We start from the raw sequence: 23,378 nt of genomic DNA, 5'->3' as shown, positions 1-23,378 counted from the left end.
GAGCCGAGCCCCGCCGGCCCCAGCAGACGCACGCACAGAGAGGAAACGCCCGTGGGATTCGCCCATGAGTACGCGACCGCCATCGTCCGGCGCGGCAGGTATCCCATGGAGCCGGCCGACTTCGTGCCCGACTGGGCCGACCGCCCCCGCAAGGGCAAGCACTTCCCCGGCGCCGAGGCCTTCCCGCTGCCGCAGGCCGCCGACCTCCCGGACGCGGAGGAAGCGACCGTCCAGCGCGGCCTGTTCGGGCCGCGCGGCACCGGGTCCTTCACGCTGCCGCTGCTCGCCGGGATGCTCCAGGAGTCCTACGGCCTGGTGGGCCGCAGGCTCGCCGTGCAGGCCAACTCCGACCTGGGCACCCTGCCGATGTACACCCAGGCCAACTGGTCGCGCGGCACCGCCTCGGGCGGCGGCCTCTACCCGGTCGGCGTGCACTGGGTGGCCGGGCCCTCCGGGCCGCTGACGCCGGGCGTCTACTACTACTCCACGCCCCACCACGACCTGCGGCGGCTGCTGGCCGGCGACGTGACGGCCGAGGTGCGCGCGGCGGGCGGCGAGGCCCTGGGGGCGTACGACCAGTTCCTGGTCCTCGGCGTGCGCTTCTGGCAGAACGCCTTCAAATACAACAGCTTCAGCTACCACGTCGTGACGATGGACACCGGCGCGCTGCTGGAGACCTGGCGGATCTGGGCCAGGGCGCGCGGGCTGCACATCGGGCCTGCCCTGTGGTTCGACGAGGCCAGGCTCGGCCGGCTGCTCGGCCTGGAGGAGGACGAGGAGGGCGTCTTCGCGGTGGTCCCGCTCCGCTGGGAGCGGCCCGCCGTGACGGCGCCACCCGCCGCCGTACCGCCCCGGGTGCGGTACGCCGACCAGGAGCGGTCGCGTACGACGACGACCTTCGAGACCGTACGCCGCATGCACGCCGCCACGCTCGACGGCGCCGCCCGGCGGCCGCCCGCCGGGGCGCTGGACGGCGCGCTCGCGCTGCCCGTGCCCGGGGGCGGCGAGCGGACCGCGCTGCCCGCGCCACGGGAGCTCGACACCCCGGTCGGCGCCGCGCTGCGGGCCAGGCGCAGCAGCTTCGGCCGCTTCCAGGCGACGACGCCGCTGCCCGCCGACGCGCTGTCGACCGTGCTGGCCGCCGTCGATGCGGCGGGCACCCTCGACAGCGACACGGAGACCCCGGGCGGCGGGCGGCTCAGCCGGGCCTACGTCTTCGTCAACCACGTGGCGGGCGTCGACCCCGGCAGCTACCTGTACGACCGCGCCGACGGCTCGCTGCGGCTGGTCGCGGCCGGGGCGCCGGGCGGATTCCTGCAGCGCAACTACTTCCTGGCGAACTACAACCTGGAGCAGGCGGCGGCCGTGATCGTGCCCGTGGCCCGGACCACGGCCGTGCTCGACGCCGTGGGCGACCGGGGATACCGCCTGGTCAACGCGGTGATCGGTGGCATCTCGCAGGCCGTCTACACCGCGTCGGCCGCCGCGGGCCTGTCCTGCGGGGTGGCGCTGGGCTTCGACGCGATCTCCTTCACCGAGGAGCTGGCGCTGGAGGAGACCGGCGAGGTGCCGCTGCTGATCATGATGATCGGCCACGAGCGCCCCCGCCCCGCCGACTTCCGCTACGAGATCGCCTGAAGGGCCCGGCACACCCGTGGCGATGACGGATCCACCGACGGAACGGACAGGAAGGAGCGGCATGAGCGTCAACGCCGCCGCGCAGGACACGGGGGACAGCCCGCGGAGCTGGCTGCTGCACCGCCGCTTCATGCTGCGGGTGGCGGGTCTGCCGGTGTCGGCCGTGCACCGGCTGCGCAGCCCGGGAGCCCGGCGCTGGGCAGGCGAGGTGCTGGCCGCCGAGCAGCACCTCGCCTCGATCGCCGCCGAGTTGAACGACCCGCTGACCGTGCTGGTCAAGGACACCGAGGACGGCGCGGACCGCAGGGCCGTACTCGCGCTGCGCCGACAGGTCTTCAACGACCGGCTGCCCCACGACCCGGACGCCGTACGCGCCTTGGCCGCCGCGATCGGCGGCGGCACCGGGGAACTGCTCGCCGGCTGGCTCGACGCCCGGCTGCGGCTGGAGCAGCTGCGGGGCGCGGGCGGCCCGCTGCTGGAGCGCGAACTCGCCGCCGGCCGCGCCGAACTGCGCCGCCTCGCCGGTGAGGACCGGCTGCGGCTCGCCCTCGCGCTGGCGTCGCCCACCCTCGACGGCCAGCTCGACGCCTTCATCGCCGACCGCACGCCGGTCCCGGACAAGCGGGCCAGGAAGAAGGAGCGCTCGCTGCTGGCGTACCTCTACCGGACCGCCTGCAAGACCAGCCCCTTCAGCACCTTCACCGCGGTCGCCGAGGGCACATTCGGCGACACGGGCCCCGAGGTGCGCACCGGCGAGACCTGGACCAGCCACCCCCGGCTCAACGTCGTGGTGCTGGCCAGGCTCGCTGAGCTGATCGCCGCCGACATCGCCCGGCGCGACGACCTCTTCGTCACCCTGCCGGCGGGCTGGGAGCTGGACGAGGACCGCATCCGCTATGTCCGCCGCTCGGTCACCGCCGGCGACGACAGCGCCGCCGTCAGCTTCGACGCCGCCCACGACCGGCTGTTCTTCCTGCGCAACAGCGGCATCCTGGAGCGGCTGACCGCGCTCTTCCGCGACCGGCCGCGACTGCGCTACGCCGAGTTGACGCGCTGGCTGACCACCGAGACCGGATCGACCGGCGAGCAGGCCGCCCACTATGCCGCGACCCTGCTCGATCTGGAGATCCTGCAGATGACCGGCCTGGCGACCGACGTGCACACCGCCGACCCGCTGGAATCCTTCCGCGGCGCCCTGCGGGCGCTGGACCGCGGCTGGGCCGCCGACGTCGCCGACCGCCTCGAAGGCCCCGCCTCCTGCGTCGACCGCTACCGGCACGCCGGCGTCGCCGCCCGCCGCGCCCTGCTGGCCGAACTGCGCCGCGACCTGCTCGCCTTGCAGGCGGACCTCGGCGCGGCGACGCCGTCACTGCCGCAGACCCTGCTGTACGAGGACGTACGCGAGGAGCAGGTGGCGGCCGATCTGGACGAGTGGACCGAGCTGGCGGCCGCCCCGCTGCACGCGCTCACCGGCATGATGCCCGCCTTCGACGTGGCGCTGCCCCAACGGCTCACCCTCAAGGGCTTCTTCCTGGCCCGCTACGGGCGCGGCGGACGCTGCGACGACCTGCTGCGGCTCGTACACGACTTCCACGAGGACATCTTCACGCAGTATCTGCAGTTCACCTCGACGAAGTCGCCCTGGGCGGCGGACGGCAGCCACGCCCCGGAGGAGAACTGGCTGGGCATGCCCGAGGTCGCGGCCCTCGACAAGGCCCGCGCCGAATTCACCGGCCGGATGCGCGACCTGTGGGCCGCCCACCCCGAAGGCGAGGCGGAACTGCGGCTCGGCGAGGACCTGGTGGCGGCGATCAGCGCCGAGCTGGACGTGCTGGGCCCGTCGTTCGCCCCGCACAGCCACTTCCTCCAGCTCGCCCGCCGACCCGGCGACCCGCTGGTGGTGCTCAACAACTCCTACGGCGGCCTGTCCTTCCCCTTCACCCGCTTCACCCACTGCTTCGACGACGCGACCGGAGCCGACGCGCCCGCCGGCGACGGCGGCCTGACCGGGCGGCTGCGCGAGACGCTGCGCGGCTGGCAGCCGCCCGGCGCGGTCTTCGCCGAGATCACCGCGGGCTCCGCCACCACCAACCTGAACCTGCACGGGCGGCTCACCGACTACGAGATCGTCTGCCCCGGCGAGAGCAGTACCGCCCCCGCCGACGCCAGGATCGACCTGGACGACCTCTACGCCGAGCACGACCAGGACGCCGACCGGCTCGTGCTGCGCTCCCGGCGGCTCGGCGCCGAGGTCGTCCCGCTCTACCTCGGCTACCTGGTGCCGATGGTGCTGCCCGAGGTGCCGCGCACCCTGCTGCTGCTCTCGCCGACCTCCCGCGCGTCCTTCGACGTGTGGCGCGGGGTCGCGGAGGCGCCGGGGCGCGACGGGGTCAGCGCACGGCCCCGGGTCCGCTTCCGCAGCGTGGTCCTGCACCGCAGGTCCTGGACGGCCGCACCCGGCGCCCTGCCGGTGCGCGAACCCGGCATGGACGACGCGGCCTTCTACCTGCGGTGGCAGCGATGGCGCCGCGACCACGGCCTGCCGGACAGGGTGTTCGCCACCCTGCACCGCGAACGCGACGACGGCGCGGGCGGCTTCGGCGCCGTCTTCGGCGGATCCAAGCCGCAGTACGTCGACTTCGACAGCCCCCTGTCGCTGATCGCCCTCGACGCGCTGACCGGCGGCGGGGGGACCAGGACGGTCTTCGAGGAGATGCTGCCGGGCGAGGACGAGCTGCACGTGCGCTCCCCGCGCGGCCACCACGTCGCCGAACTGGCCGTGGAAATCGTCCCCCGCGCGGCGGACCATGCCGCCGCGGCCCGGCCAGGAAGGCAGGACAGCGTCCGATGACCACTCCAGAGGCGGCCACCGCCGAGACCTCGGACCCGCCCGTCTCCGGGAGCCGGCAGGCACGCGGCGACTGGCAGGCCTTCCACGTCTTCTACGCCGCCAGCCCCCGCCCCTTCCTGCTGCGCTGCGTCCGCCCGCTGGTCGCCGAACTGACCGGCGAGGGACTGCTGGACGGTTGGTTCTTCATCAACTACTGGCTGGAGGGCCCGCACATCAGGCTGCGGCTGCGCCCCTCCTCCGCGGCCGCAGCCCCCGAGGTCGCCGCCCGCGCGAGCGGCGCGATCGAGGCCTTCCTCAAGGAGCGCCCCGCGCTCTACGAGGTCAAGGGCGGCTTCCTCGCGGACCTCTACAACACCCTCTTCGAGCTGGAGTTCCCCGGCGGCGAGCGCAAGGGCCTGGTCGACGAGGACGGCCACATGAAGCTGCGGCCCAACAACACCTTCAGCCCCGAGCCCTACGAGCCGGAGTACGGCAAATACGGTGGACCGGCCGGCGTCGAGCTGGCCGAATGGCACTTCCAGCGCTCCAGCGAGCTGGTGTCCGGCGCGCTCGGCACGATGAATCTGCACCTGCGGACCGTCCTGCTGGGCGCGGCCGCCCAGTTGATGATGACCATGTCGGGCTGCCTGCTGCGGGACGAGGCGGCGCTCCTGCACTTCCTGGACCGCTACCACGAGTTCTGGAATTCGGCCTTCTCCACCACCAACTACACCGCCCAGGACGGCTACGACCGCGCCTACGGCACCATGGACGCGCTGCCCGCCCGCTTCCAGCAGATCCGCGCCGCCGTCGCCGCGTCCGCCCCGGAGCGGCTGCCCAGCTTCCTCGGCGGCTGGGCCGAGCACTGCCTGGAACTGCGCGAGAAGGTCGTGGCGCTGGCCCGCGGCGGCGACCTGGTCTTCCGCTCCTGGGACGGTGAGCGCGACCTGCCGGTCACCGATCCCGACCAGGCGCTGCCGATGCTGCTGTCGCCGTACATGCACATGACCAACAACCGCCTCTCCGTCACCGTCCGCGACGAGGCCTTCCTGTCCTACATCCTGGCCCGCGCGCTGCGCGAGCCCAAGCCCACGGCGGCCCCATGACCACCGGCGGCCTGCTCGACCTGCGGCCCGCGCTGCGGCCCGGCATCCTCGTCGGGCCCGCGCTGACCCGCGGCCCCGCCGTGGTCCACCTGCTCAAGGACCCGGTCACCGGGGTCCGTATGGAGGTGGGCGCGAAGGAGCACTTCATCATCACCCGGCTGGACGGCAGCCGCTCGCTCGCCGATATCGGCACCGAATACGCCGCCTGCTTCGGGGCCAGGCTCGGCGACGCCCAATGGCAGCAGATGCTGCGGCTGCTCTCCACCCGCCAACTGCTCGACGGTGGGCGGCCGGTCACCGCCGTACCAGGCGGCGCGGACCGGGACGCGCCCGCCTCGGGGTGGTTCAGCGGCACCACCCGGATGGTCGCCGACGCGCCCGCGCTCATGGACCGGCTGCACGAGGCCACCGCCTTCGCCCGCAGGCCGGGCGTGCTCGTCCCGCTGCTGGCGGCGGCCGCCGCGGTGCCCGTCGCCGTCGCCGTCGAGTTCGGCGAACTGGCCGACCAGACCGGCCGGCTCTACCACCAGCCGGTCACCCTCGCCGCCGTCGGCTGCGTGCTGTGGATCAGCCTCGGCCTGCACGAGCTGGCCCACGGCCTGGTCGCGCGCGCGTACGGGCTGCGGGTCGGCGAGATCGGCCTGCGGCGGGTCTGGGGCCTGCTGACGTATCTCTACTGCGAGGTCGAGGACGTGCAGTTCCTCGACCGGCGCGGCCGGCAGGTCGCCGTCGCCGCGGCGGGCGCGGTGATGAACCTGCTCTTCCTGCTGCCCTTCTGGCCGGTGTGGGCGCTGCTCCCCGACTCCGCCCAGGCGCTGCCCGCCCTCGGCGGCCTGCTGCTGCTCGGCACCGCCATGGCACTGCTCAACCTGCTGCCGCTGCCACCGCTCGACGGCTACAAGATCCTCGGCTACGTCCTGGGCACTCTGCGGCTGGCCACCGAGAGCCGCACCTTCCTCACGGTGGCGGCCGGCTCGCTGCGCGGCGCCGACGGCGGCGCCCGCACGCGGCTGCGCCGCTACCCCGCCCGACTCCGCCTCATCCACGGCGGGTTCGCCCTCGGCTGCGCCGTGGCGGCACTCGCGGTGCTCGCCGGAGCCGGCCTGCTGTGCCGGGCGACACTGCCCGAGCGCTACGGCTCCTGGACCCCCTACCTCCCCCTCGCGGCGATCGCGGCCGCGCTGGCCCTGCGCGTGCTCGGCCTGCGCGCCGCGGCGACGCGCGCCCGCGCCGCCGCCCGCAAGGCGGCCCGGCAGCCGCCGGCGGCCGAGCGGCCGACGAGTCAGCCCACGGTGCCCGCACGGCAGTCGGGCACCCCACCACAGCAGCGGGAGAAAGGCGACATGACGACACAGCCCCGTCCGGCGGGGACCGCCATCGTGCTCGACGGCGTCAGCAAGCGCTACGGCGAGGTGCACGCCCTCGACGACGTGACGCTGACCGTCGGGCAGGGCGAGTTCTTCGGCGTGCTCGGCCCCAACGGGGCAGGAAAGACCACCCTGGTGGAGATCGTCGAGGGCATGCGCAAGGCGGACTCCGGCACGGTCACCGTGTTCGGCGTCAGCCCCTGGCCGCGCAACACCGCGCTGCTGCGCAGGATCGGCGTGCAGACCCAGACCTCGGCCTTCTTCACCCGGCTCACCGCCTGGGAGCACCTGGAGACCGTCGCCGCGCTCCAGGGCGCCGACCGCGCCGCCGCCCGGGACGCGCTGGAGCTGGTCGGCCTCGCCGACAAGGAGCGCAGCCGGGTGGACGACCTGTCCGGCGGCCAGCGGCAGCGGCTGGCGCTGGCGACCGCGCTGGTGCACCGCCCCGACCTGATCTTCCTCGACGAGCCGACCGCCGCACTCGACCCGGAGGCCCGCAGGTCGCTGTGGTCCGTGCTGCGCGACCTGCGCGGCGAGGGCCGCACCATCGTCTACACCACCCACTACCTGGACGAGGCCGAGGCGCTGTGCGACCGGGTGGCCATCATCGCCGGCGGCAAGGTGGTGGCGCTCGACAGTCCGGGCGCGCTCGTCAGGTCGATGGCGGCGCCCGCCAGGCTGCTGGTCCCCGCCGACCGCATCACCGTCGAGCAGGCCCGCGCCGTCGAGGGCGCCGAACGGGTGGTGCTGGAGGGCGGCGAGGTCGTCATCGAGACCCGGCACGCCAACAAGGTGCTGATCGAACTGGGCGCGCTGGTCGACATGGACGCCATCCAGACCAGGACGGCGACGCTGGAGGACGCCTACCTCCGGCTCACCGCCGCGACCCCGCCCGGCGCGGCGGAAACAGCCGGTGCCGTCGGGGTCCCGGCGCTCGGAAAGGAGCGCGGCCGATGACCACGACCACCGCCAAGGCGGCGGGCACCGCCGCCGTCCCCAGCGCGTACGCCACCCTGACCAGGGCCACCTTCCTGGCGTCGGTACGCGACCGCACGACCGTCTTCTTCACCTTCGCCTTCCCGCTGGTCTTCCTGGTGGTCTTCGGGCTGCTCTTCCGCGGCCAGTCCGTCGACGGCGGCCTGCCGTACATCAACTACGTGGCGCCCGGCGTGCTGTCGTGGGGCGTCGGCAACGCGGCGCTGTTCGGGCCGGCCTTCGCGCTGATGCACTGGCGGCGCGACGACATCCTGCGGCTGATCTGGCGCACCCCGACGCCGCTGCCCACCGTGCTGGGTTCGCGTTTCGTGGTGGCCGTCGTGGTGGGCCTGTCGCAGGCGGTGCTCTTCACCGCGGTCGCGCTGCTGCCCTTCTTCGGCCTGCACCTGGACGGCAGTTGGCCGCTGGCGCTGCCGCTGCTGGTCTTCGGGGTGGCGGCCTTCCTGGCGATGGGCCTGGTCGTCGGCAGCCTCGCCGACACCCCCGAGGCGGTCGCGGCGATCGCCAACTGCGTGATGGTGCCGATGGCTTTCCTGTCCGGCTCCTTCTACCCGGCCGACCTGCTGCCCGGTTGGATACGGACCGCCTCGTGGGTGCTGCCGCTGCGCTACCTGGACGACGGCCTGACCGACGTGCTGGCAGGCCGCGCCTCGTTCGGCTCGCTGGCCCTCGACTGCGGCGGCCTGGCCGCCTTCACCGTCGTCTTCGGGCTGATCGCCGCCCGCATCTTCCGCTGGAGCAACCGGACATGACGACCGACACCGCCGTACGCCCCGGGTCCGCCCCCGGCCCCCGCGCCGTCGCGCCACTGCCGCTGGAGGCCGCGGGCCTCGCCCTCGAAGGCCGGCTGGCGGTGCGGGCCGCGCGCGACGGCGTGCCCGCGCCGCGGGTCGCCGTCATCGGCGCCGCCGACGTGCTCCGGCGCGAGGCGCCGCCGGCCGCCGCCCGCAGGGCCGCGGCCACCGTCCACCTCACCGCGGACGCGGTGCTGATCGGCCCCTGGGGCGGCTCCACTGCCGCGGCGGCCTGCGGCTGCTGCCTGGCCATCCGCTGGCAGCGGCTGCGCACCCGTACCGAACGCGACGCCCTGGAGACCGGCCTGGCCCGTACCGCCGCGGGCGCCTGGCCGGTCCTTCCCGACTTCACCGCGGACGCGGTGTGGGCCCTCGTCCGCCTGGCGGCGGCCCCCGCGGAACCCGTGGGCGTCCCCCGCCCGCCCGCCTCAGGCGCCGGCGCACCGGCCCCTGACCGGTCGAGCACGCCCGCCGGGGGCGACGCGCTGCCGCGGGTCACCCGGCTCGACCTGGAGACCGGGCAGGTCAGCACCGTGCCGCTGCTCGCCGACCCGCTGTGCCCGCATGCCCCGCACGGGCACACCCCGGGGGAGCCCGAGGACTTCCCTGTGTCGCGGGAGAAGGCCGCCGCCGACCGCTACCGGCTGCGGTCGCCCGCCGGGTACGACCTGCCGGCCGCCGCGCTGGCGAACCCGGTGTGCGGGGTGCTCGGGGTGGGGACCTGGAGCGACGTGACGTCGCCGACCACCGCCCCGGTCGCGGGCAGCGTCTTCATGCGCGGCTACGCGGGACTGACCGACGTCACCTGGAGCGGGCAGTCGCACTCCTTCACCGCCAGCCGCGACCTGGCCTTCCTCGAAGGCCTCGAACGCTACGCCGGCACGCACCGCAGGGAGCGCGGCGGCGTCGTCACCGACTCGTACGACAACCTCGGCGAGGCCGCCCTCGACCCCCGCGACTGCGGCCTGTACGCGCCCGAGACCTACCGTGACGACCCGATGATCGCGCCCTTCGACCCGTCGCGGCCGATCCCGTGGGTCCAGGGTTGGTCGCTGCGCGACGACCGCCCGGTGCTGGTGCCCGCCCGGCTGGTCTACTACAGCGCGGGCACCGCGGCCGACCACTTCGTCTTCGAGTGCTCCAACGGCTGCGCGACGGGCAGTTGCCTGGAGGAGGCGGTGCTCTTCGGCCTGCTGGAGCTGATCGAGCGGGACGCCTTCCTGCTCGGCTGGTACGGCGACGCCCGGCTCACCGAGATCGACCTCGGCGCCTGCCGCAGCCCGGTGCTGCGCGCCATGACCGACAGGGCTGCGCTGTGCGGCTACGACGTGCACGCCTTCGACAACCGCGTCGACCTTGCCGTGCCGGTCGTCACCGGCCTCGCCGTCCGCAGGGACGGCGGCCCCGGCACGCTGGCCTTCGCCGCGGGCGCCGCCTTCGACCCGGAGACGGCGGTGGAGGCGGCGGTCTCGGAGATCCTGACGTATCTGCCGCACCTGCCGCGCCAGGTGACCGAGCGGCCCGCCGAACTGGCCGCGATGGCCGAGGACTTCAGCCTGGTGCGCCGACTCCCGGACCACGCGGCGCTGTTCGGGCTGCCCCGCATGACGCGCTACGTGGGCAGCTATCTGGAACCGGTGGACGTACGCCCCCCGGCGGAGGTCTACGCCGAATGGGAGGACCGGCGGCCGCGCGGCCTCGACCTGCGCGACGACGTCCTGTGGTGCACCGGGGAGTTGGCCCGGGCGGGCTGCGACGTGATCGTGGTCGACCAGACCGCGCCCGAGCAGCGCGCGATGGGCCTGCGGACGGTGTGCACGATCGCCCCCGGGCTGCTGCCGATCGACTTCGGGTGGACGCGGCAGCGGGCGCTGACCATGCCGCGGCTGCGTACCGCGCAGCGGCGGGCCGGAATGCGCCCCGACGACCTGCGCGAGTCCGAGGTGCGCCGGGTGCCGCACCCCTTCCCGTGACGGGCGCGGGACCGGCCCGCGGCCCGCAACGCGACCGCTCCGCGGCCCGCACGAAGCGGGCCGCGGAGCGGCGGACGGCGGGCGGGCCGTCAGGCGGTGCAGCTGGTGGTGCTGGTCGTGCTGGAGCAGGTGCTGGTGCTGGAGCAGCTGGTCGAGGAGCCGAGCATGACCTCGCTGGCGTCCGAGTAGTCGGTGATCTCGAACGTCTCGGACTCGAGCTCCAGGATCTCCTGGGCCAGCGACGCGAGCGGCGTGTCCTGCTTGGTGATCGCCATGATGACTCCTTCTTCTCGGCAGGGGACGCGGACCTGAACGGACCGGCCGACCCTTTTCTACGCGCGTCCACTGACCGATCACCCGTCCGCCCGCTGTCACTCCGCTGGCACGCGCACAGGAGCGCCCGATGACCCCGCAGGCCCCACCCCGCGTGTTCCAGACCCCGCCCGTCCCGCCCGGCGTCCTGGCGGGGGCCGCCGAGCTGTACGTCGCCCTGCACCGCGACCCGGAGCTGTCCGGCGCCGAGGAGCGCACCGCCGCCCGCTTCGCCGCCGCCCTGCGCACCGCCGGTCTCGACGTCACCACCGGCGTCGGCGGCCACGGCGTGGTCGGCGTGCTGCGCAACGGCCCGGGCCCCGTCGTGCTGATCCGCGCGGAACTCGACGCCCTGCCCGTCCGCGAGGACACCGGCCTGCCCTACGCCAGCACGGTCACCGCAACGGCCCGGGACGGGACACCCGTGCCGGTGATGCACGCCTGCGGCCATGACGCGCACCTGGCCGCGCTGTCCGGCGCCGCCGCCGCGCTCGCCGGGTCCGCGGACGGCTGGCGCGGCACCCTGGTGGCCGTCGGGCAGCCGGCCGAGGAGACGCTGAGCGGCGCGGCCGCGATGCTCGCCGACGGGCTCTACACCCGCTTCCCCGCGCCCTCGTACGCGCTGGCCCAGCACGTCGTGCCGCTGCCCGCCGGCATGGTCGCGCACGCCGACGGCCCGCTGCTCGCGGGCAGCGTGACCCTCGAAGTGCTGCTGCACGGCCGCGGCGGGCACGCGGCGGCGCCGCAACTGGCCGCCGACCCGGTGATCACCGCCGCGGCCGTCGTCATGCGGTTGCAGACGGTGGTGTCGCGCGAGACCGGCCCGGGGGAGCCGCTGGTGGTCACGGTCGGCTCGGTCAGGGCGGGCACCCCGGGCGGCGGCAACGTCATCGCCGACACCGCGACCCTCGAAGTGACGGTGCGGTCCTTCACCGACACAGGTCTGGAACGGGCGGTCGCGGCCGTACGCCGTATCGTCCGCGCCGAGGCCGCGGCGGCCCCGGAACCCGCGCCGCCGGACCCCGTCGTTCGGGTGCTGTCGCGGTCCCGGCCCACCGTGCCCGACCCGGCGGCGACCGGCGCCGTACGCCGCGCGCACGAGGCCGCCTTCGGGGCGCACCGGGTGGCCCGCTGGCAGCCCTCGATGGCCACCGAGGACTTCGCCCTCTACGGCGACGCGGGCCTCGGCCTGCACGGCGTGCCCGGCGTCCGCACCGGCTACTGGATGCTCGGCGGCACGGGCCCCCGGCAGTGGGCGGCCGCGGGCGGGCCGGGCGCGGATGCCGCCGGGCGCCTGGCGGCCCTGCCGGCGAACCACTCGCCGCTCTTCGCCCCGCACCCGCGGCTCACACTGGAGACGGGCATCGCGGCGATGGCGGCCGCCGTACGGGCCGCCCTGACGATGCCCGCCGGGGTCGCATAAAGTCGGCTCGGAAGCCGCCGTCCGGGCGGCGCGCGGCAGACCGGGCCGCCACCCCGACGTGGACCCGGGCGCGTACCGCAGCCGCCGAAGGGTGACCTGGTGAGACTGAGGCTGGAATTCACGACCGAGCCGTTCGACCTGGACGTGCCGCCCCGCCACGCGGTGGTGGCCAGGGAGGTCGTGGAGGGCGGCACGCTGGAGGCGGTCGACGTGGGGCCGTTCGGCAACACGGCCGAGGGCTCGGCCGACGATGTCGTCGCGGCCGTCGCCGACCTGCTGCGGCGCACCCTGGCTGCCGGTGCCACCCGGGTCTCGCTCCAGGTCAGCGCGCTGGGGGAGGACCCGCGGTGACCGCCGCGGACGGGCTGCCGCACCCCTTCGCCGACGCCGTCAAGCCGCTGGTGGACGCGATGGGCGGCGAGATGGTCGCGCCCGCGCAGGCGCGCGGCGACGACGTGGTGCTCAGCTGGGAGGGCAGGCCGGTGGTCGCGGTACGGCTGCCGCACCTGGCCGACTCGCTCGACCACCTGCTGGCCGACCTCCAGCGCAGGCACGGGCCGCTGCCCGCCCTCGGCCGCAAGGAGAAGCAGCAGGTGGTGCGGATCCTGGAGGAGCGCGGCGCCTTCTCGGTGCGGCACGGCGTCGAGACCGTCGCGTCGGCGCTCGGCGTCAGCCGCTTCACCGTCTACAACTACCTGAACAGGGAGAACGCCGCCCGCGAAGGCCAGTGACCGCCCGCACGCGGCGACGCGCGTAACCAGAAGTTTTCAACAAACTGTTGACGTTGCCGTGCGGCGGCTCCTAGCGTGCGAGGGTGACTTCCAGCGCATCGCCGGGTCTGTCCCGGCTCAACGCGGCCCCCGCTGCCACCGCCGCCGACCTGCTGCACGAGGTGTGCGGCAGCGCGGCGTGGTGTGCCGCGGTGGCCGCGGGGCGGCCGTACGACCGGCTCGACGACCTGCTCGCGGCGAGCGACGCGGCCATGGCGGCGCTGACCCCCGCCGACCTGCGCGAGGCGATGGCCGCGCACCCGCCGATCGGCCGCCCCACCCCCGGCGACCCCACCTCGTCCCGCGAGCAGGGCGGCGTCGAGGAGGCCGAGCGCGCGGAACTGCTCGCGCTCGGCCTCGCCTACCAGGACCGGCACGGCCACGTCTTCCTGATCTGCGCCACCGGCGCCACCGGCGCGCAGATCAGGGCCGCGCTCGAAGCGCGGATCGGCAACGACGAGGACACCGAGCGCGAGATCGTCCGCGCGGAACTGGGAAAGATCAACCGGATCAGGCTCGGCAGGCTCGCGTCGGCCGGGCAGCCCCCGGCGGCCGAGCAGGCCGAGGCTGCCGAGCAGACCCCGGTGACCGCGGAGGACCCGTCATGACGTCCGTGTCGACCCACATCCTGGACACCAGCGCCGGCCGCCCCGCCGCGGGCGTCGCCGTGGCGCTGGAGGTACGCACCGGCCCGGCCGCCCCCTGGACGCCGCACGGCGGCTCCGCGACCGACGCGGACGGCCGCTGCAAGGACCTGCCCGCGCTGCCGGAAGCCACCACCCACGTACGGCTGCACTTCGACGTGGCACCGTACCTCGCACGTCACGCCCACAACCCAGCCGAGGCCCAGCAGGACGCCCCCCGCACGGACCACTCCGGTCCAAGGGACAGCGGAGCCTTCTTCCCCGAGGTCGCGGTGGTCTTCGCCGTCGTCCCGGGCGAGCATTTCCACGTACCGCTGCTGCTCAACCCGTTCGGCTACTCCGTATACCGAGGGAGCTAGCGACATGCCCACGATGCTCGGCCAGAACCAGTACGGCAAGGCGGAGAACCGCGTTGTCCGGGTCACCCGCGACGGCGGCACCCACCACATCAAGGACCTGAACGTCTCGGTCGCGCTGTCCGGCGACATGGACGACGTCCACCTGTCCGGGTCGAACGCGAACGTGCTGCCCACCGACACCACCAAGAACACCGTCTTCGCCTTCGCCAAGGAGCGCGGCATCGACTCCGCCGAGGCCTTCGGCATCGAGCTGGCCCGGCACTTCGTGAGCAGCCAGCAGCCCATCCACCGGGCCCGGATACGGATCGAGGAACACGCCTGGGAGCGCATCCCGGTCGCCGGCCGGGACCGCGGCGAGCACTCCTTCGTCCGCAAGGGCCAGGAGACCCGCACCACCGAGGTCTCCTACGACGGCGAGCACTGGCAGGTCGTCTCCGGGCTGACCGGCCTGGTGGTGCTCAACTCGACCGACTCCGAATTCTGGGGCTTCGTCAAGGACGGCTACACCACCCTCCAGGAGACCCGCGACCGGATCCTGGCCACCGAGGTCAACGCCCGCTGGCGGTTCGGCTGGACCGGCGCCGCCGGGCAGGCAGAACCGGGCTGGGAGGAGTCGTACGCGGCGGTGCGCGGCGACCTGCTGGGCGCGTTCGCCGAGACGTACTCGCTCTCGCTCCAGCAGAGCCTGTTCGCGATGGGCTCCCGCGTCATCGACAACAGCGCGGGACCCGACGCGATAGACGAGGTGCGGCTGTCGCTGCCGAACAGGCACCACTTCCTCGCCGACCTGGCGCCCTTCGGCCTCACCAACGACAACGAGGTCTACCTGGCCGCCGACCGCCCCTACGGGCTGATCGAGGGCACGGTGCTGCGGGAGGGCGCCGACGCCCGTATCCCGGTGACGGACTGACAGGGGCGACCGCCATGAACGAGACCGGCAGCACAGCCGAGCGCATCGTCATCGAGAACTGCGCCATCGCCACCGTGGACGCGGCGGGCACCGAGTACGACACCGGGCACGTCGTCGTCGCGGGCGACGTCATCGAGTCCGTCGGCGCCGGGCCGGCCCCCGCGGACATCCGGGACGTGGCCCGGCGGATCGACGGCACCGGGCACCTGGCCACCCCCGGCCTGGTCAACACCCACCACCACTTCTACCAGTGGCTCACCCGGGGCCTCGCCCAGGACAGCAACCTCTTCGACTGGCTGGTCGAGCTCTACCCGGTGTGGGCGCGGATCGACGAGGACATCGTCCACGCGGCCGCCGCCGGATCACTGGCGATGATGGCCCGCGGCGGCGTCACCACCGCCATGGACCACCACTACGTCTTCCCGCGCGGTGCGGGCGACCTGCTCGGCGCCGAGATCAGGGCCGCCGCCGACACCGGGGTGCGCTTCACCGCCGCCCGCGGCTCGATGGACCGCGGCAAGAGCGACGGCGGGCTGCCGCCGGACTTCGCCGTGGAGAGCACCGAGGGCGCCCTGAAGGCCACCGAGGCCGCCATCGACACCCACCACGACCCCTCCTTCGGCTCGATGCTGCACATCGCGGCCGCGCCCTGCTCGCCCTTCTCGGTGTCCACCGAACTGCTCCGCGAGGCCGCGGTGCTGGCCCGCGACAAGGGCGTACGCCTGCACACCCACGGCAGCGAGACGGTGGAGGAGGAGAAGTTCTGCCACGAGCAGTTCGGCATGGGGCCGACCGACTACTTCGAGTCCACCGGCTGGCTCGGCGACGACGTGTGGATGGCGCACTGCGTCCACATGAACGACGCCGACATCGCCGCCTTCGCCCGCACCGGCACCGGCGTGGCGCACTGCCCGTCCTCCAACGCCCGGCTCGCCGCCGGTATCGCCCGGGTCCCCGACATGCTCGCCGCGGGCATCCCGGTCGGCCTCGGCGTCGACGGCACCGCGTCCAACGAATCCGGTGAGCTGCACACCGAGTTGCGCAACGCCCTGCTCATCAACCGCCTCGGCGGCGGCGAGAAGGCGATGAGCGCTCGGCAGGCGCTGCGCCTGGGCACCTACGGCGGCGCCCAAGTCCTCGGCAGGGCCGCCGAGATCGGCTCCCTGGAGCCGGGCAAGCTCGCCGACCTGGTGCTGTGGAAACTGGACGGCCTCGGCCACGCGTCGATCGCCGACCCGGTGGCCGCCCTGGTGCTGGGCGCCGCCGCCCCCGTCACCCTGTCGCTGGTCAACGGCCGGCCGGTGGTGGAGCACGGCCGGCTGACCCGGGTCGACGAGGACGAGATCGCCCGCCTCACCCGCACCGAGGCCCGCCGCCTGGCCGCACGCGCCGGCCTGGCCTGACCGGCCCCGCGACGACCGGTCGGGGAGGGACGGCCCCCGACCGGTGGCCGTACCCCGCCCCGGCCCACCGCCGGAGCCGGGCACGGCGCCACTGCCCCGGACCGTGACCCACGGCCCGGGGCGGTGTGCCGACTCCCGGGGGCACGGCGTGGAGCGCCGGCTCCGGGGGCCGCGATCGTCCTAGGCTGGGCGGCCGGACAAGGGAGCGGTGATGACGCGGTATCTGATCTCGTTCGACGACGGCACGATGAACATCCCGGCAGAGGAGTTGCCCGAGGTGGCCGAGGCCGCCCACGCGGTGATGCGACAGGCCCAGGACGCCGCCGTGTGGGTCTCCGGCGGCGGACTGCAACGGCAGCAGGCCAGTGTCGTGGCCACCGACGGCACCGTCAGCGACGGCCCGTACCCGGAGACCAAGGCGGTCGTCGGCGGCTTCTCGATCATCGACGTGCCCTCACGCGAGGACGCGCTGAAATGGGCCGCCAAGTTCGCCGCCGCGTGCCGCTGCGCGCAGGAGGTCCGCGAGATCATGCACGACCCGGACGTCTGATCGCCTACGTCCGGCCGCGGGTCGGTCCCGTGCGGAAGTCGTCCACGACCCGGACGGGTACGGGCCGGGGTGGAGCCTGCTCGTGACGCGGCAGCCGGTAGGTTCACGGAGCCGGCACGCGGGTTGAGCTTCCAACGGGGGACAGGATGAATGAGTCGGGCAGAGTCGAGGCGTTCAGCGACGGGGTGTTCGCCATCGCGATCACGCTGCTCGTGCTGGAGATCAAGGTCCCGGAGGGCGCCGGGGACCGGCTGTGGTCGGACCTCGGCGCGATGTGGCCCTCTTACGCCGCTTATGCCGTCACGTTCTTGATCATTGGCGTTATGTGGGTCAACCATCACACGGTCTTCCAGTGCATCGCCCGGGTGGATCGCACCTTGTTGTTCATCAATCTGATCCTGCTGATGGGCGTCGCCGCGTTGCCGTGGCCCGCGGCGGTGGTGGCTCGGTACCTCCGGGAGGGGAACGCTGCGCATGTCGCCCTGGCCGTCTACGGGTTGTTCATGGTCTTCCACGCCCTGGCCTTCCAGGCCATGTGGTGGCACCTCACCCGCACGGGTCATCTCTTCGACGAGCGGGTGGACGTCGTGGCGGCCCGTGCCACGCGGGCCCGGTTCGCGCTCGGGTCGGTCGCGTACCCCGCCGCGGTGGGCCTGGCCTTCGTGTCGGCCCCGCTGACCCTGGCGGTGCACGGGCTGCTCGCCGTCTACTACGCCTTCAACCAGGTGCCCGTGCCGATCAAGGCGGAGGGCGTCGTCACCGAGCCGTCCGGTGGCGGGAAGTGAGCGCCCGGGCGCGTACGGCCTGGGGGTCGGGCGGAGGGGGCCGCAGGCCGAGCCACTGCTCGGCGTCCCAGGCGTGGAAGCGCTCCACCTCCGTGAAGCCCAGCTTCGCCGCGAGGCGCATCGAGGCGGCGTTGGCGGTCTGGGTGGCGAGGACCACCGGCTCGCCGGGGAAGGCCCCGTCGAACCAGCCGAGTGCCGCCGTGCAGGCCTCGGCGGCGTAACCGTATCCCCACGCCCGCGGCAGGAAGAGGTAGCCGAGGTCGGCCTTTCCGGCGGCGGCCGGGCGCCGGTGCTCCTTCGCCCTCCTGAGCAGGATGTGGCCGATCATCGCCCCGTCGAGTTCGACGACGAAGCTCCCGGGCCACCGCTCGGGCACCGCGGGCACCTCGCGTTCGAGCGCGTCACGCGGCCGGGGGCCGCCGAGGTAGGTGTGCACCTCCGGCGACGCCAGCAACTCGATGAAGGCCGCCCGGTCCCGGGCCTCGGGCCCACGGAGCACGAGCCTCTCGGTCCTGATCGGCTCGGGCGGCCAGGCGACGGACCCCAGGTCTGACATGCCGGAAGGCTAACAGCCGGGGTCCGCCGGGGTCCGTGCGGCCGCCCGGACCCGGTGCCGGTCAGGCAGCAGCCTGGATCCGGCGCCGGGGCCCGAGGCCTCAGTCCGCGAGCTGCTCGTAGGCGGGCAGCGTCAGGAAGTCGACGTATTCGGCGTCCAGCGCCGTACGCAGCAGCAGGTCGTAGGCCTCGCGCCACTTGCCCGCCGCGAAGGCGCCCTCGCCGACCTCGGAGCGGATGGCGGCGATCTCGTCGGCCGCGACCCGGCGGACCAGTTCGGGGGTGGCCTTCTCGCCGTTGTCGAAGACGACACCGGTGTTGGTCCACTGCCAGATCTGCGAGCGGGAGATCTCCGCGGTGGCCGCGTCCTCCATCAGGTTGAAGATCGCGACCGCGCCCATGCCGCGCAGCCAGGCCTCGATGTAGCGGATGCCGACCTGCACGGCATTGCGCAGGCCCTCGTAGGTCGGGGCGGCGTCGAGCGAGGCGATGTCGATCAGCTCCGCCGCGGTGACGTGGACGTCCTCGCGCAGCCGGTCCTTCTGGTGGGGGCGGTCGCCGAGGACCGCGTCGAAGGAGGCGCGGGCGATCGGCACCAGGTCGGGGTGCGCGACCCAGGAGCCGTCGAAACCGTCCGCCGCCTCGCGGTCCTTGTCCGCCTTGACCTTCTCGAAGGCGACCTTGTTGACCTCGGCGTCCCTGCGCGAGGGGATGAAGGCCGCCATGCCGCCGATGGCGTGGGCGCCGCGCTTGTGGCAGGTGCGGACCAGCAGTTCGGTGTACGCGCGCATGAAGGGCGCGGTCATCGTGACCGCGTTGCGGTCGGGCAGTACGAAACGGGCCCCGCCGTCGCGGAAGTTCTTCACGATCGAGAAGAGGTAGTCCCAGCGGCCCGCGTTGAGCCCGGAGGCGTGGTCGCGCAACTCGTAGAGGATCTCCTCCATCTCGTACGCGGCGGTGATCGTCTCGATCAGCACGGTCGCCCGGACGGTGCCCTGCGGGATGCCCAGCCGGTCCTGCGCGAAGACGAACACGTCGTTCCACAGCCGGGCTTCGAGGTACGACTCGGTCTTCGGCAGGTAGAAGTACGGGCCCTTGCCGAGGTCGATCAGCCGCTGCGCGTTGTGGAAGAAGTACAGCCCGAAGTCGACCAGGCCGCCCGGCAGTTGCTCGCCGTCGACGGTCAGGTGCCGCTCGTTCAGGTGCCAGCCGCGCGGCCGCATGACCACGGTGGCCAACTCGTCGGCGGCGCCGAGCGCGTAGCTCTTGCCCTCGGGGGAGGTGAAGTCGATCCGCCGCTCGTAGGCGTCGATCAGGTTCACCTGGCCGCCGATGACGTTCTCCCAGGTGGGGGCAGAGGCGTCCTCGAAGTCGGCGAGCCAGATCCGGGCGCCGGAATTCAGCGCGTTGATCGTCATCTTGCGGTCGGTGGGGCCGGTGATCTCCACCCGGCGGTCGTCCAGCGCGGCCGGGGCCGCGGCCACCCGCCAGCTGTCGTCGGCGCGGATGTGCGCGGTCTCGGGGCGGAAGTCCAGGGTCGCCGTGCGGGCGATCTCGGCGCGGCGCTCGGCGCGCAGCGCGAGCAGTTCCGCGCGGCGGGGCGCGAAGCGCCGGTGCAGCTCGCCCAGGAAGTCCAGCGCCCCCGGGGTCAGCACCTCCTCCTCGCGCGGCACGTGGTGCCCGGCCGTCCCGGTGACGACTGCGGCGGACGAAGGGGTCGGTGCGGACATGCGGTCATTCCTCCAGAGCGGGCCGGCGTCCGCCGGTGCGTCGTGGGTACGGGGCACGCCGTCGTGCGTGTGCGGCACGCGAGTGCGCGTGGCACGGGGTGCCGGGCCGCCGCGAGCTGCGGGCGCTTCTGCAAGGTGGAGCATAGTTTTCGCAGTGCGGAAGTTCAACGTTTTGTGGCACGCGGTGCAGTCGGGGGTGCGTTCGGCGGGGCCGCCGGGGGGTCGGCCGGGCGGTCGGCCCGGGGGGCGGCCGGCTGGAGAAGCCGCAGGTCGGCGGGGGTGTCGATATCCGCCGGGTCCGCGATGTCCGAGCAGTCCACCAGCACCGCCTGCTCGGCGTGCTCGCGCAGATACGTCCGCGCGCCCCGGTCCTCACCCGCGCTGCCCGCGACCCCCGCCCAGCGGGCGGCGCCGACCAGCACCGGGTGCCCGCGGCGCTCCCCGTAGGCGGCCGACACCAGCGCCGACAGCAGGTCGTCGCCCGCCCTGGCCGCCGCGATCACCCGGGCGACCGCCGCCGCGCCCACCCCCGGCTGGTCGACCAGCGCGATCACCACCGCGGCGGGGCGCGGCCGGGCGGCGGCCAGCGAGGCCAGGCCCGCGCGCAGCGACGAGCCCATGCCGTCGGGCCAGTGCGGGTTGTCGACCAGGACGCAGCCGGGCAACTCCGCGGTGGTCCGCACCTCGTCGGCCGCGGCGCCCAGCACCACGTGCAGCGGGCCGCAGCCGCCGTCCCGCAGCGCGCGCGCCGCGTGCTCGACCAGCGGGCGGTCCCCGTACGGCAGCAGCGCCTTCGGCCGGCCGCCGAGCCGCCGCCCCCCGCCGGCCGCCAGCAGCAGCCCGGCCACCTCGCCCTTTGTGTCCATGCTTCCTGCATACCGCCTGCCCGCCCGCAGCGGAACAGGCCGCGGGCGGGTCGGCGTGTTCCGGTATCGTCTGGCCAGGGGCCGGGAGGTCCGGGAAAGCCCGAGGAACGGGGACTGATGGGCGCTCAGTACACCGGCGGCGAGGTCCACCCCGGGCCGCTGTACCAGCCGCTCGCCCCGGACGACCCCGCGGTGGTCGGCGGCCACCGGACCGCCGCCAGGCTCGGCGTCGGCGCCCTCGGCCCGGTCTACCTCGCCTACGCCCCCGACGGGCACCCCGTCGCCCTGACCGCGGTCCGGCCGGAACTGGCCGCCCGCTCCGGCTTCGCCGCGGCCTTCGAACACGACGTGCAGGCCGTACGCCGGGTGCACGGGCCCTTCACCGTGCCGGTGCTCGGCAGCGGCCACGACGGCTCCCGCTACTGGCTGGCCGCCGGCTACGTCCCCGCGCTCACCCTGCACGCGGCCGTCACCGGCACCGGGCGCCCGCTGCCCGTTCCGGTCGTACTGCGCCTGGTGGCCGGCGTCGCCGAGGCGCTGCGCGCCGTGCACCACGCCGGCGTCGTCCACGCCGGACTCGGCCCCGGTACAGTGCTGCTCGCCGCGGACGGCCCGCGTGTCACGGGTTACGGCGTCACCCGCGCCGCCGCCGACGCGCCCGGCATCCCCGCCTTCTCCGCGCCGGAACAAGCCGCGGACCAGCCGCCCGTCCCGGCCACCGACGTCTTCGCCCTCGGCCAACTCGCCGCCTACGCGGCCGTCGGCTTCCCGCCCTTCGGCACCCGCCCCCTCCACGAGGAACCCGACCTCTCCGAACTCCCCGGCGAGCTGCGCGAGATCGTCACCCGCTGCCTGATCAAGGACCCGGCCCTGCGCCCGTCCCCTTCCCAGGTCATAGCCATGTGCGCCCAGGCCACCCACCACCGCCCCCCCACCCCCTGGCTCCCCACCCCCCTCCAAACCCTCCTGACCCTCCCCCCACCTCTCCCCCCTCTCCCACCCCCCGGCACCTGGCCCCACCCCACCCCGACCCCAGCGGCACCGCCGCGCTCCTCGGCCCCGGGCACACAGTTGCCTGCGGCGCCGGGCGCGACCCCGCCGGGCGGAGTGCACGTGCCTGCGGCGGCTGGCGCGACGTCGGCGCCGAGCTCGGCTGCTCCGGCGGTGCCGCCAGGGGCGGGCATGCAGCTGCCTGCGGCGCCGGGCGCGTTCCCCGCGGGTGGCGTGCCGGTGCCCGGCGCGACCCCGCCGGGCGGGGTGTACGTGCCTGCGGCGGCGGGCGGGACGTCGGCGCAGAGCCCGGCCGTTCCGGCCGTGCCGCCAGGGGCGGGCATGCAGCCGCCTGCAGTGCCCGGCGCGACCCCGCCGGGTGGGGTGCACCTGCCAGCGGCGGCGGGCGGGATTCGGACCCCAAGCACGGCTGCTCCGTCGCCGGGCAGGCAACTGCCTGTGGCGCCTGGCGCGACCCGTGCGGGTCGCCTGTCGGCGCCGGGCGCGACCCCGCCGGGCGGGGTGCACCAGCCTGCGGCGCCGAGTCCGGCTGCTCCGGCGCCGGGCATGCAGCCGCCTGCGGCGCCCGGCGCGACCCCGCTAGGGGGCATGCACACGCTCGCGCCGCCCGGCGGGACGTCGGCGCCGAGCCCCGCCGCGCCCGCCGTGCCGCCAGGGGCGGGCATGCAGCCGCCCGCGGCGCCTCGCGCAACCCCCGTGCCGGCGCCCGGCGGCGCCACCCCGCCGGGCGGCGTGCACCTGCACCCGGTGGTCGGGATGCCTCACGCGAGCCCCGCGCCGGCGGTTGGTGCGACCGGGCCCGGGGCGCGGGCGGCGTGGCGGGGCAAAGGGCTCGCGGCGGTGGTCGCCGCAGTCGTCATCGTGGGGGTCGTGGGCTTCGGGCACGGGCTCGGGCGCGGGCGCGGGCACAGCGTGGGGGTGGGGGACCGGGACGCGGGGCGGGAGTATCGCGGGGTCGGGCTTGCCGCAGGCACCGGGCTGGTGCTGGGGGCCGAGCCGCCGCAGTCCCGGGCGGGGGCCGCGAACGGGACGTTCGGGTACGCCGAGGACGGCGAGTCGTTCGTGTCGGGCGCCGCCGGCGGGGGGCTCGCCGTGCTCGGGGCCGACGCGCCCGGCACCCTCGGCGGGTGCCGGGGGGAGGCCGGACTCGTCGGATCCGTCGCGTCGACGGCGCTCGCCGAGGGCTCGCGGCTGTGCGTGGTCGGGTCGGACGGCACCACCGCGTTGGTGACGCTCCGTCAACTCACCGACCCCGGCGGCCCCGCCGCCCACGCCACCCTCGATCTGACCGTGTGGCCCCCGCGGCAACTTTGACGCAGATTTCGCCGACCCTGTGGCGCGAAAGCGCCCTGTCGC

20 protein-coding genes are annotated in these 23,378 nt (G+C 74.7%); 16 read left to right on the top strand and 4 right to left on the bottom strand.

What is annotated here, in order from left to right:
* Positions 1-51 precede the first annotated feature (51 nt).
* The 6 genes from BUE44_RS19650 (at position 52) to BUE44_RS19625 (ending at position 10,704) form a co-directional block, all read left to right on the top strand.
* Positions 52-1,638 (top strand): nitroreductase family protein, encoded by a 1,587-nt coding sequence (locus BUE44_RS19650; protein WP_073500247.1) that lies wholly within the window; start codon positions 52-54, stop codon positions 1,636-1,638.
* Positions 1,639-1,699: 61 nt separating this feature from the next.
* Positions 1,700-4,489: a lantibiotic dehydratase gene (locus BUE44_RS19645; RefSeq protein ID WP_079189883.1), complete on the top strand. Its 2,790-nt coding sequence runs from the start codon at positions 1,700-1,702 to the stop codon at positions 4,487-4,489.
* Positions 4,486-5,574 carry a lantibiotic dehydratase C-terminal domain-containing protein gene (locus BUE44_RS19640; protein WP_073500245.1) on the top strand — a complete coding sequence of 363 codons (1,089 nt, stop codon included), beginning with the start codon at positions 4,486-4,488 and terminating at the stop codon, positions 5,572-5,574. Before BUE44_RS19645 ends, BUE44_RS19640 begins: the two co-directional genes overlap by 4 nt.
* A gap of 1,343 nt (positions 5,575-6,917) precedes the next feature.
* Positions 6,918-7,898 (top strand): ABC transporter ATP-binding protein, encoded by a 981-nt coding sequence (locus BUE44_RS19635; RefSeq protein ID WP_073500308.1) that lies wholly within the window; start codon positions 6,918-6,920, stop codon positions 7,896-7,898.
* A complete protein-coding gene (locus BUE44_RS19630) occupies positions 7,895-8,689 on the top strand; it encodes an ABC transporter permease (RefSeq protein WP_073500243.1) in 795 nt (264 codons plus the stop codon). Before BUE44_RS19635 ends, BUE44_RS19630 begins: the two co-directional genes overlap by 4 nt.
* The gene (locus tag BUE44_RS19625) at positions 8,686-10,704 is read left to right on the top strand and encodes a YcaO-like family protein (protein WP_073500241.1); all 2,019 of its coding nucleotides are present in this window, start codon (positions 8,686-8,688) and stop codon (positions 10,702-10,704) included. Before BUE44_RS19630 ends, BUE44_RS19625 begins: the two co-directional genes overlap by 4 nt.
* Before the next feature lie 89 nt (positions 10,705-10,793).
* Here the strand turns inward: BUE44_RS19625 and BUE44_RS19620 are convergent, their stop codons facing one another.
* The gene (locus BUE44_RS19620) at positions 10,794-10,979 is read right to left on the bottom strand and encodes a thiazolylpeptide-type bacteriocin (protein ID WP_033175763.1); all 186 of its coding nucleotides are present in this window, start codon (positions 10,977-10,979) and stop codon (positions 10,794-10,796) included.
* Positions 10,980-11,107: 128 nt separating this feature from the next.
* On the opposite strand from BUE44_RS19620, the gene BUE44_RS19615 reads away from it, so the two are divergent.
* The 9 genes from BUE44_RS19615 (at position 11,108) to BUE44_RS19575 (ending at position 17,860) form a co-directional block, all read left to right on the top strand.
* Positions 11,108-12,439 (top strand): amidohydrolase, encoded by a 1,332-nt coding sequence (locus BUE44_RS19615; protein WP_073500239.1) that lies wholly within the window; start codon positions 11,108-11,110, stop codon positions 12,437-12,439.
* Positions 12,440-12,538: 99 nt separating this feature from the next.
* Positions 12,539-12,790: a hypothetical protein gene (locus tag BUE44_RS19610; RefSeq protein ID WP_073500237.1), complete on the top strand. Its 252-nt coding sequence runs from the start codon at positions 12,539-12,541 to the stop codon at positions 12,788-12,790.
* A gap of 59 nt (positions 12,791-12,849) precedes the next feature.
* On the top strand, positions 12,850-13,170 hold the full coding sequence (locus BUE44_RS19605) for a helix-turn-helix domain-containing protein (protein ID WP_200804465.1): 321 nt from the start codon (positions 12,850-12,852) through the stop codon (positions 13,168-13,170).
* Between the two features lie 83 nt (positions 13,171-13,253).
* Complete coding sequence (gene uraD / locus BUE44_RS19600) at positions 13,254-13,817, top strand: 2-oxo-4-hydroxy-4-carboxy-5-ureidoimidazoline decarboxylase (RefSeq protein WP_073500234.1); 564 nt, start codon at positions 13,254-13,256, stop codon at positions 13,815-13,817.
* Positions 13,814-14,212, top strand: a complete 399-nt coding sequence (uraH, locus tag BUE44_RS19595; RefSeq protein WP_073500232.1) for a hydroxyisourate hydrolase — start codon at positions 13,814-13,816, stop codon at positions 14,210-14,212. Before uraD ends, uraH begins: the two co-directional genes overlap by 4 nt.
* 4 nt (positions 14,213-14,216) lie before the next feature.
* Positions 14,217-15,122, top strand: coding sequence for a factor-independent urate hydroxylase (gene pucL / locus BUE44_RS19590; protein ID WP_073500230.1), 906 nt, complete (start codon positions 14,217-14,219; stop codon positions 15,120-15,122).
* A gap of 14 nt (positions 15,123-15,136) precedes the next feature.
* Positions 15,137-16,525, top strand: coding sequence for an 8-oxoguanine deaminase (locus tag BUE44_RS19585; RefSeq protein ID WP_073500228.1), 1,389 nt, complete (start codon positions 15,137-15,139; stop codon positions 16,523-16,525).
* A 211-nt stretch (positions 16,526-16,736) separates the two neighbouring features.
* On the top strand, positions 16,737-17,075 hold the full coding sequence (locus BUE44_RS19580; RefSeq protein WP_073500225.1) for a YciI family protein: 339 nt from the start codon (positions 16,737-16,739) through the stop codon (positions 17,073-17,075).
* A gap of 146 nt (positions 17,076-17,221) precedes the next feature.
* A complete protein-coding gene (locus BUE44_RS19575; RefSeq protein ID WP_073500223.1) occupies positions 17,222-17,860 on the top strand; it encodes a TMEM175 family protein in 639 nt (212 codons plus the stop codon).
* On the opposite strand, the gene BUE44_RS19570 is transcribed toward BUE44_RS19575, so the two are convergent.
* The 3 genes from BUE44_RS19570 to BUE44_RS19560 form a co-directional block, all read right to left on the bottom strand.
* Positions 17,832-18,416, bottom strand: a complete 585-nt coding sequence (locus BUE44_RS19570) for a GNAT family N-acetyltransferase (protein WP_073500220.1) — start codon at positions 18,414-18,416, stop codon at positions 17,832-17,834. The two genes, BUE44_RS19575 and BUE44_RS19570, sit on opposite strands and share 29 nt — an antisense overlap.
* Before the next feature lie 100 nt (positions 18,417-18,516).
* Positions 18,517-20,145, bottom strand: a complete 1,629-nt coding sequence (gene aceB, locus BUE44_RS19565) for a malate synthase A (protein WP_073500218.1) — start codon at positions 20,143-20,145, stop codon at positions 18,517-18,519.
* Positions 20,146-20,309: 164 nt separating this feature from the next.
* Complete coding sequence (locus BUE44_RS19560) at positions 20,310-21,011, bottom strand: nucleotidyltransferase family protein (RefSeq protein ID WP_073500216.1); 702 nt, start codon at positions 21,009-21,011, stop codon at positions 20,310-20,312.
* A 117-nt stretch (positions 21,012-21,128) separates the two neighbouring features.
* On the opposite strand from BUE44_RS19560, the gene BUE44_RS38590 reads away from it, so the two are divergent.
* Positions 21,129-23,336 (top strand): serine/threonine-protein kinase, encoded by a 2,208-nt coding sequence (locus BUE44_RS38590; protein ID WP_073500214.1) that lies wholly within the window; start codon positions 21,129-21,131, stop codon positions 23,334-23,336.
* The last annotated feature ends 42 nt before the right edge of the window (positions 23,337-23,378 follow it).

The organism is Actinacidiphila paucisporea, from assembly GCF_900142575.1.
GTDB classification, from domain to species: Bacteria; Actinomycetota; Actinomycetes; order Streptomycetales; family Streptomycetaceae; genus Actinacidiphila; species Actinacidiphila paucisporea.
The sequence above is the reverse complement of the archived record's forward strand: the minus strand, read 5'-3'. Positions and strand labels throughout refer to the sequence as shown.

Coding starts and splice junctions, on each gene's coding strand:
- BUE44_RS19645 (WP_079189883.1), top strand. CDS start 1,700: ATGAGCGTCAACGCCGCCGCGCAGGACACGGGGGACAGCCCGCGGAGC.
- BUE44_RS19640 (WP_073500245.1), top strand. CDS start 4,486: ATGACCACTCCAGAGGCGGCCACCGCCGAGACCTCGGACCCGCCCGTC.
- BUE44_RS19635 (WP_073500308.1), top strand. CDS start 6,918: ATGACGACACAGCCCCGTCCGGCGGGGACCGCCATCGTGCTCGACGGC.
- BUE44_RS19630 (WP_073500243.1), top strand. CDS start 7,895: ATGACCACGACCACCGCCAAGGCGGCGGGCACCGCCGCCGTCCCCAGC.
- BUE44_RS19625 (WP_073500241.1), top strand. CDS start 8,686: ATGACGACCGACACCGCCGTACGCCCCGGGTCCGCCCCCGGCCCCCGC.
- BUE44_RS19620 (WP_033175763.1), bottom strand. CDS start 10,979: ATGGCGATCACCAAGCAGGACACGCCGCTCGCGTCGCTGGCCCAGGAG.
- BUE44_RS19615 (WP_073500239.1), top strand. CDS start 11,108: ATGACCCCGCAGGCCCCACCCCGCGTGTTCCAGACCCCGCCCGTCCCG.
- BUE44_RS19605 (WP_200804465.1), top strand. CDS start 12,850: ATGGGCGGCGAGATGGTCGCGCCCGCGCAGGCGCGCGGCGACGACGTG.
- uraH (WP_073500232.1), top strand. CDS start 13,814: ATGACGTCCGTGTCGACCCACATCCTGGACACCAGCGCCGGCCGCCCC.
- pucL (WP_073500230.1), top strand. CDS start 14,217: ATGCCCACGATGCTCGGCCAGAACCAGTACGGCAAGGCGGAGAACCGC.
- BUE44_RS19585 (WP_073500228.1), top strand. CDS start 15,137: ATGAACGAGACCGGCAGCACAGCCGAGCGCATCGTCATCGAGAACTGC.
- BUE44_RS19580 (WP_073500225.1), top strand. CDS start 16,737: ATGACGCGGTATCTGATCTCGTTCGACGACGGCACGATGAACATCCCG.
- BUE44_RS19575 (WP_073500223.1), top strand. CDS start 17,222: ATGAATGAGTCGGGCAGAGTCGAGGCGTTCAGCGACGGGGTGTTCGCC.
- BUE44_RS19570 (WP_073500220.1), bottom strand. CDS start 18,416: ATGTCAGACCTGGGGTCCGTCGCCTGGCCGCCCGAGCCGATCAGGACC.
- aceB (WP_073500218.1), bottom strand. CDS start 20,145: ATGTCCGCACCGACCCCTTCGTCCGCCGCAGTCGTCACCGGGACGGCC.
- BUE44_RS19560 (WP_073500216.1), bottom strand. CDS start 21,011: ATGGACACAAAGGGCGAGGTGGCCGGGCTGCTGCTGGCGGCCGGCGGG.
- BUE44_RS38590 (WP_073500214.1), top strand. CDS start 21,129: ATGGGCGCTCAGTACACCGGCGGCGAGGTCCACCCCGGGCCGCTGTAC.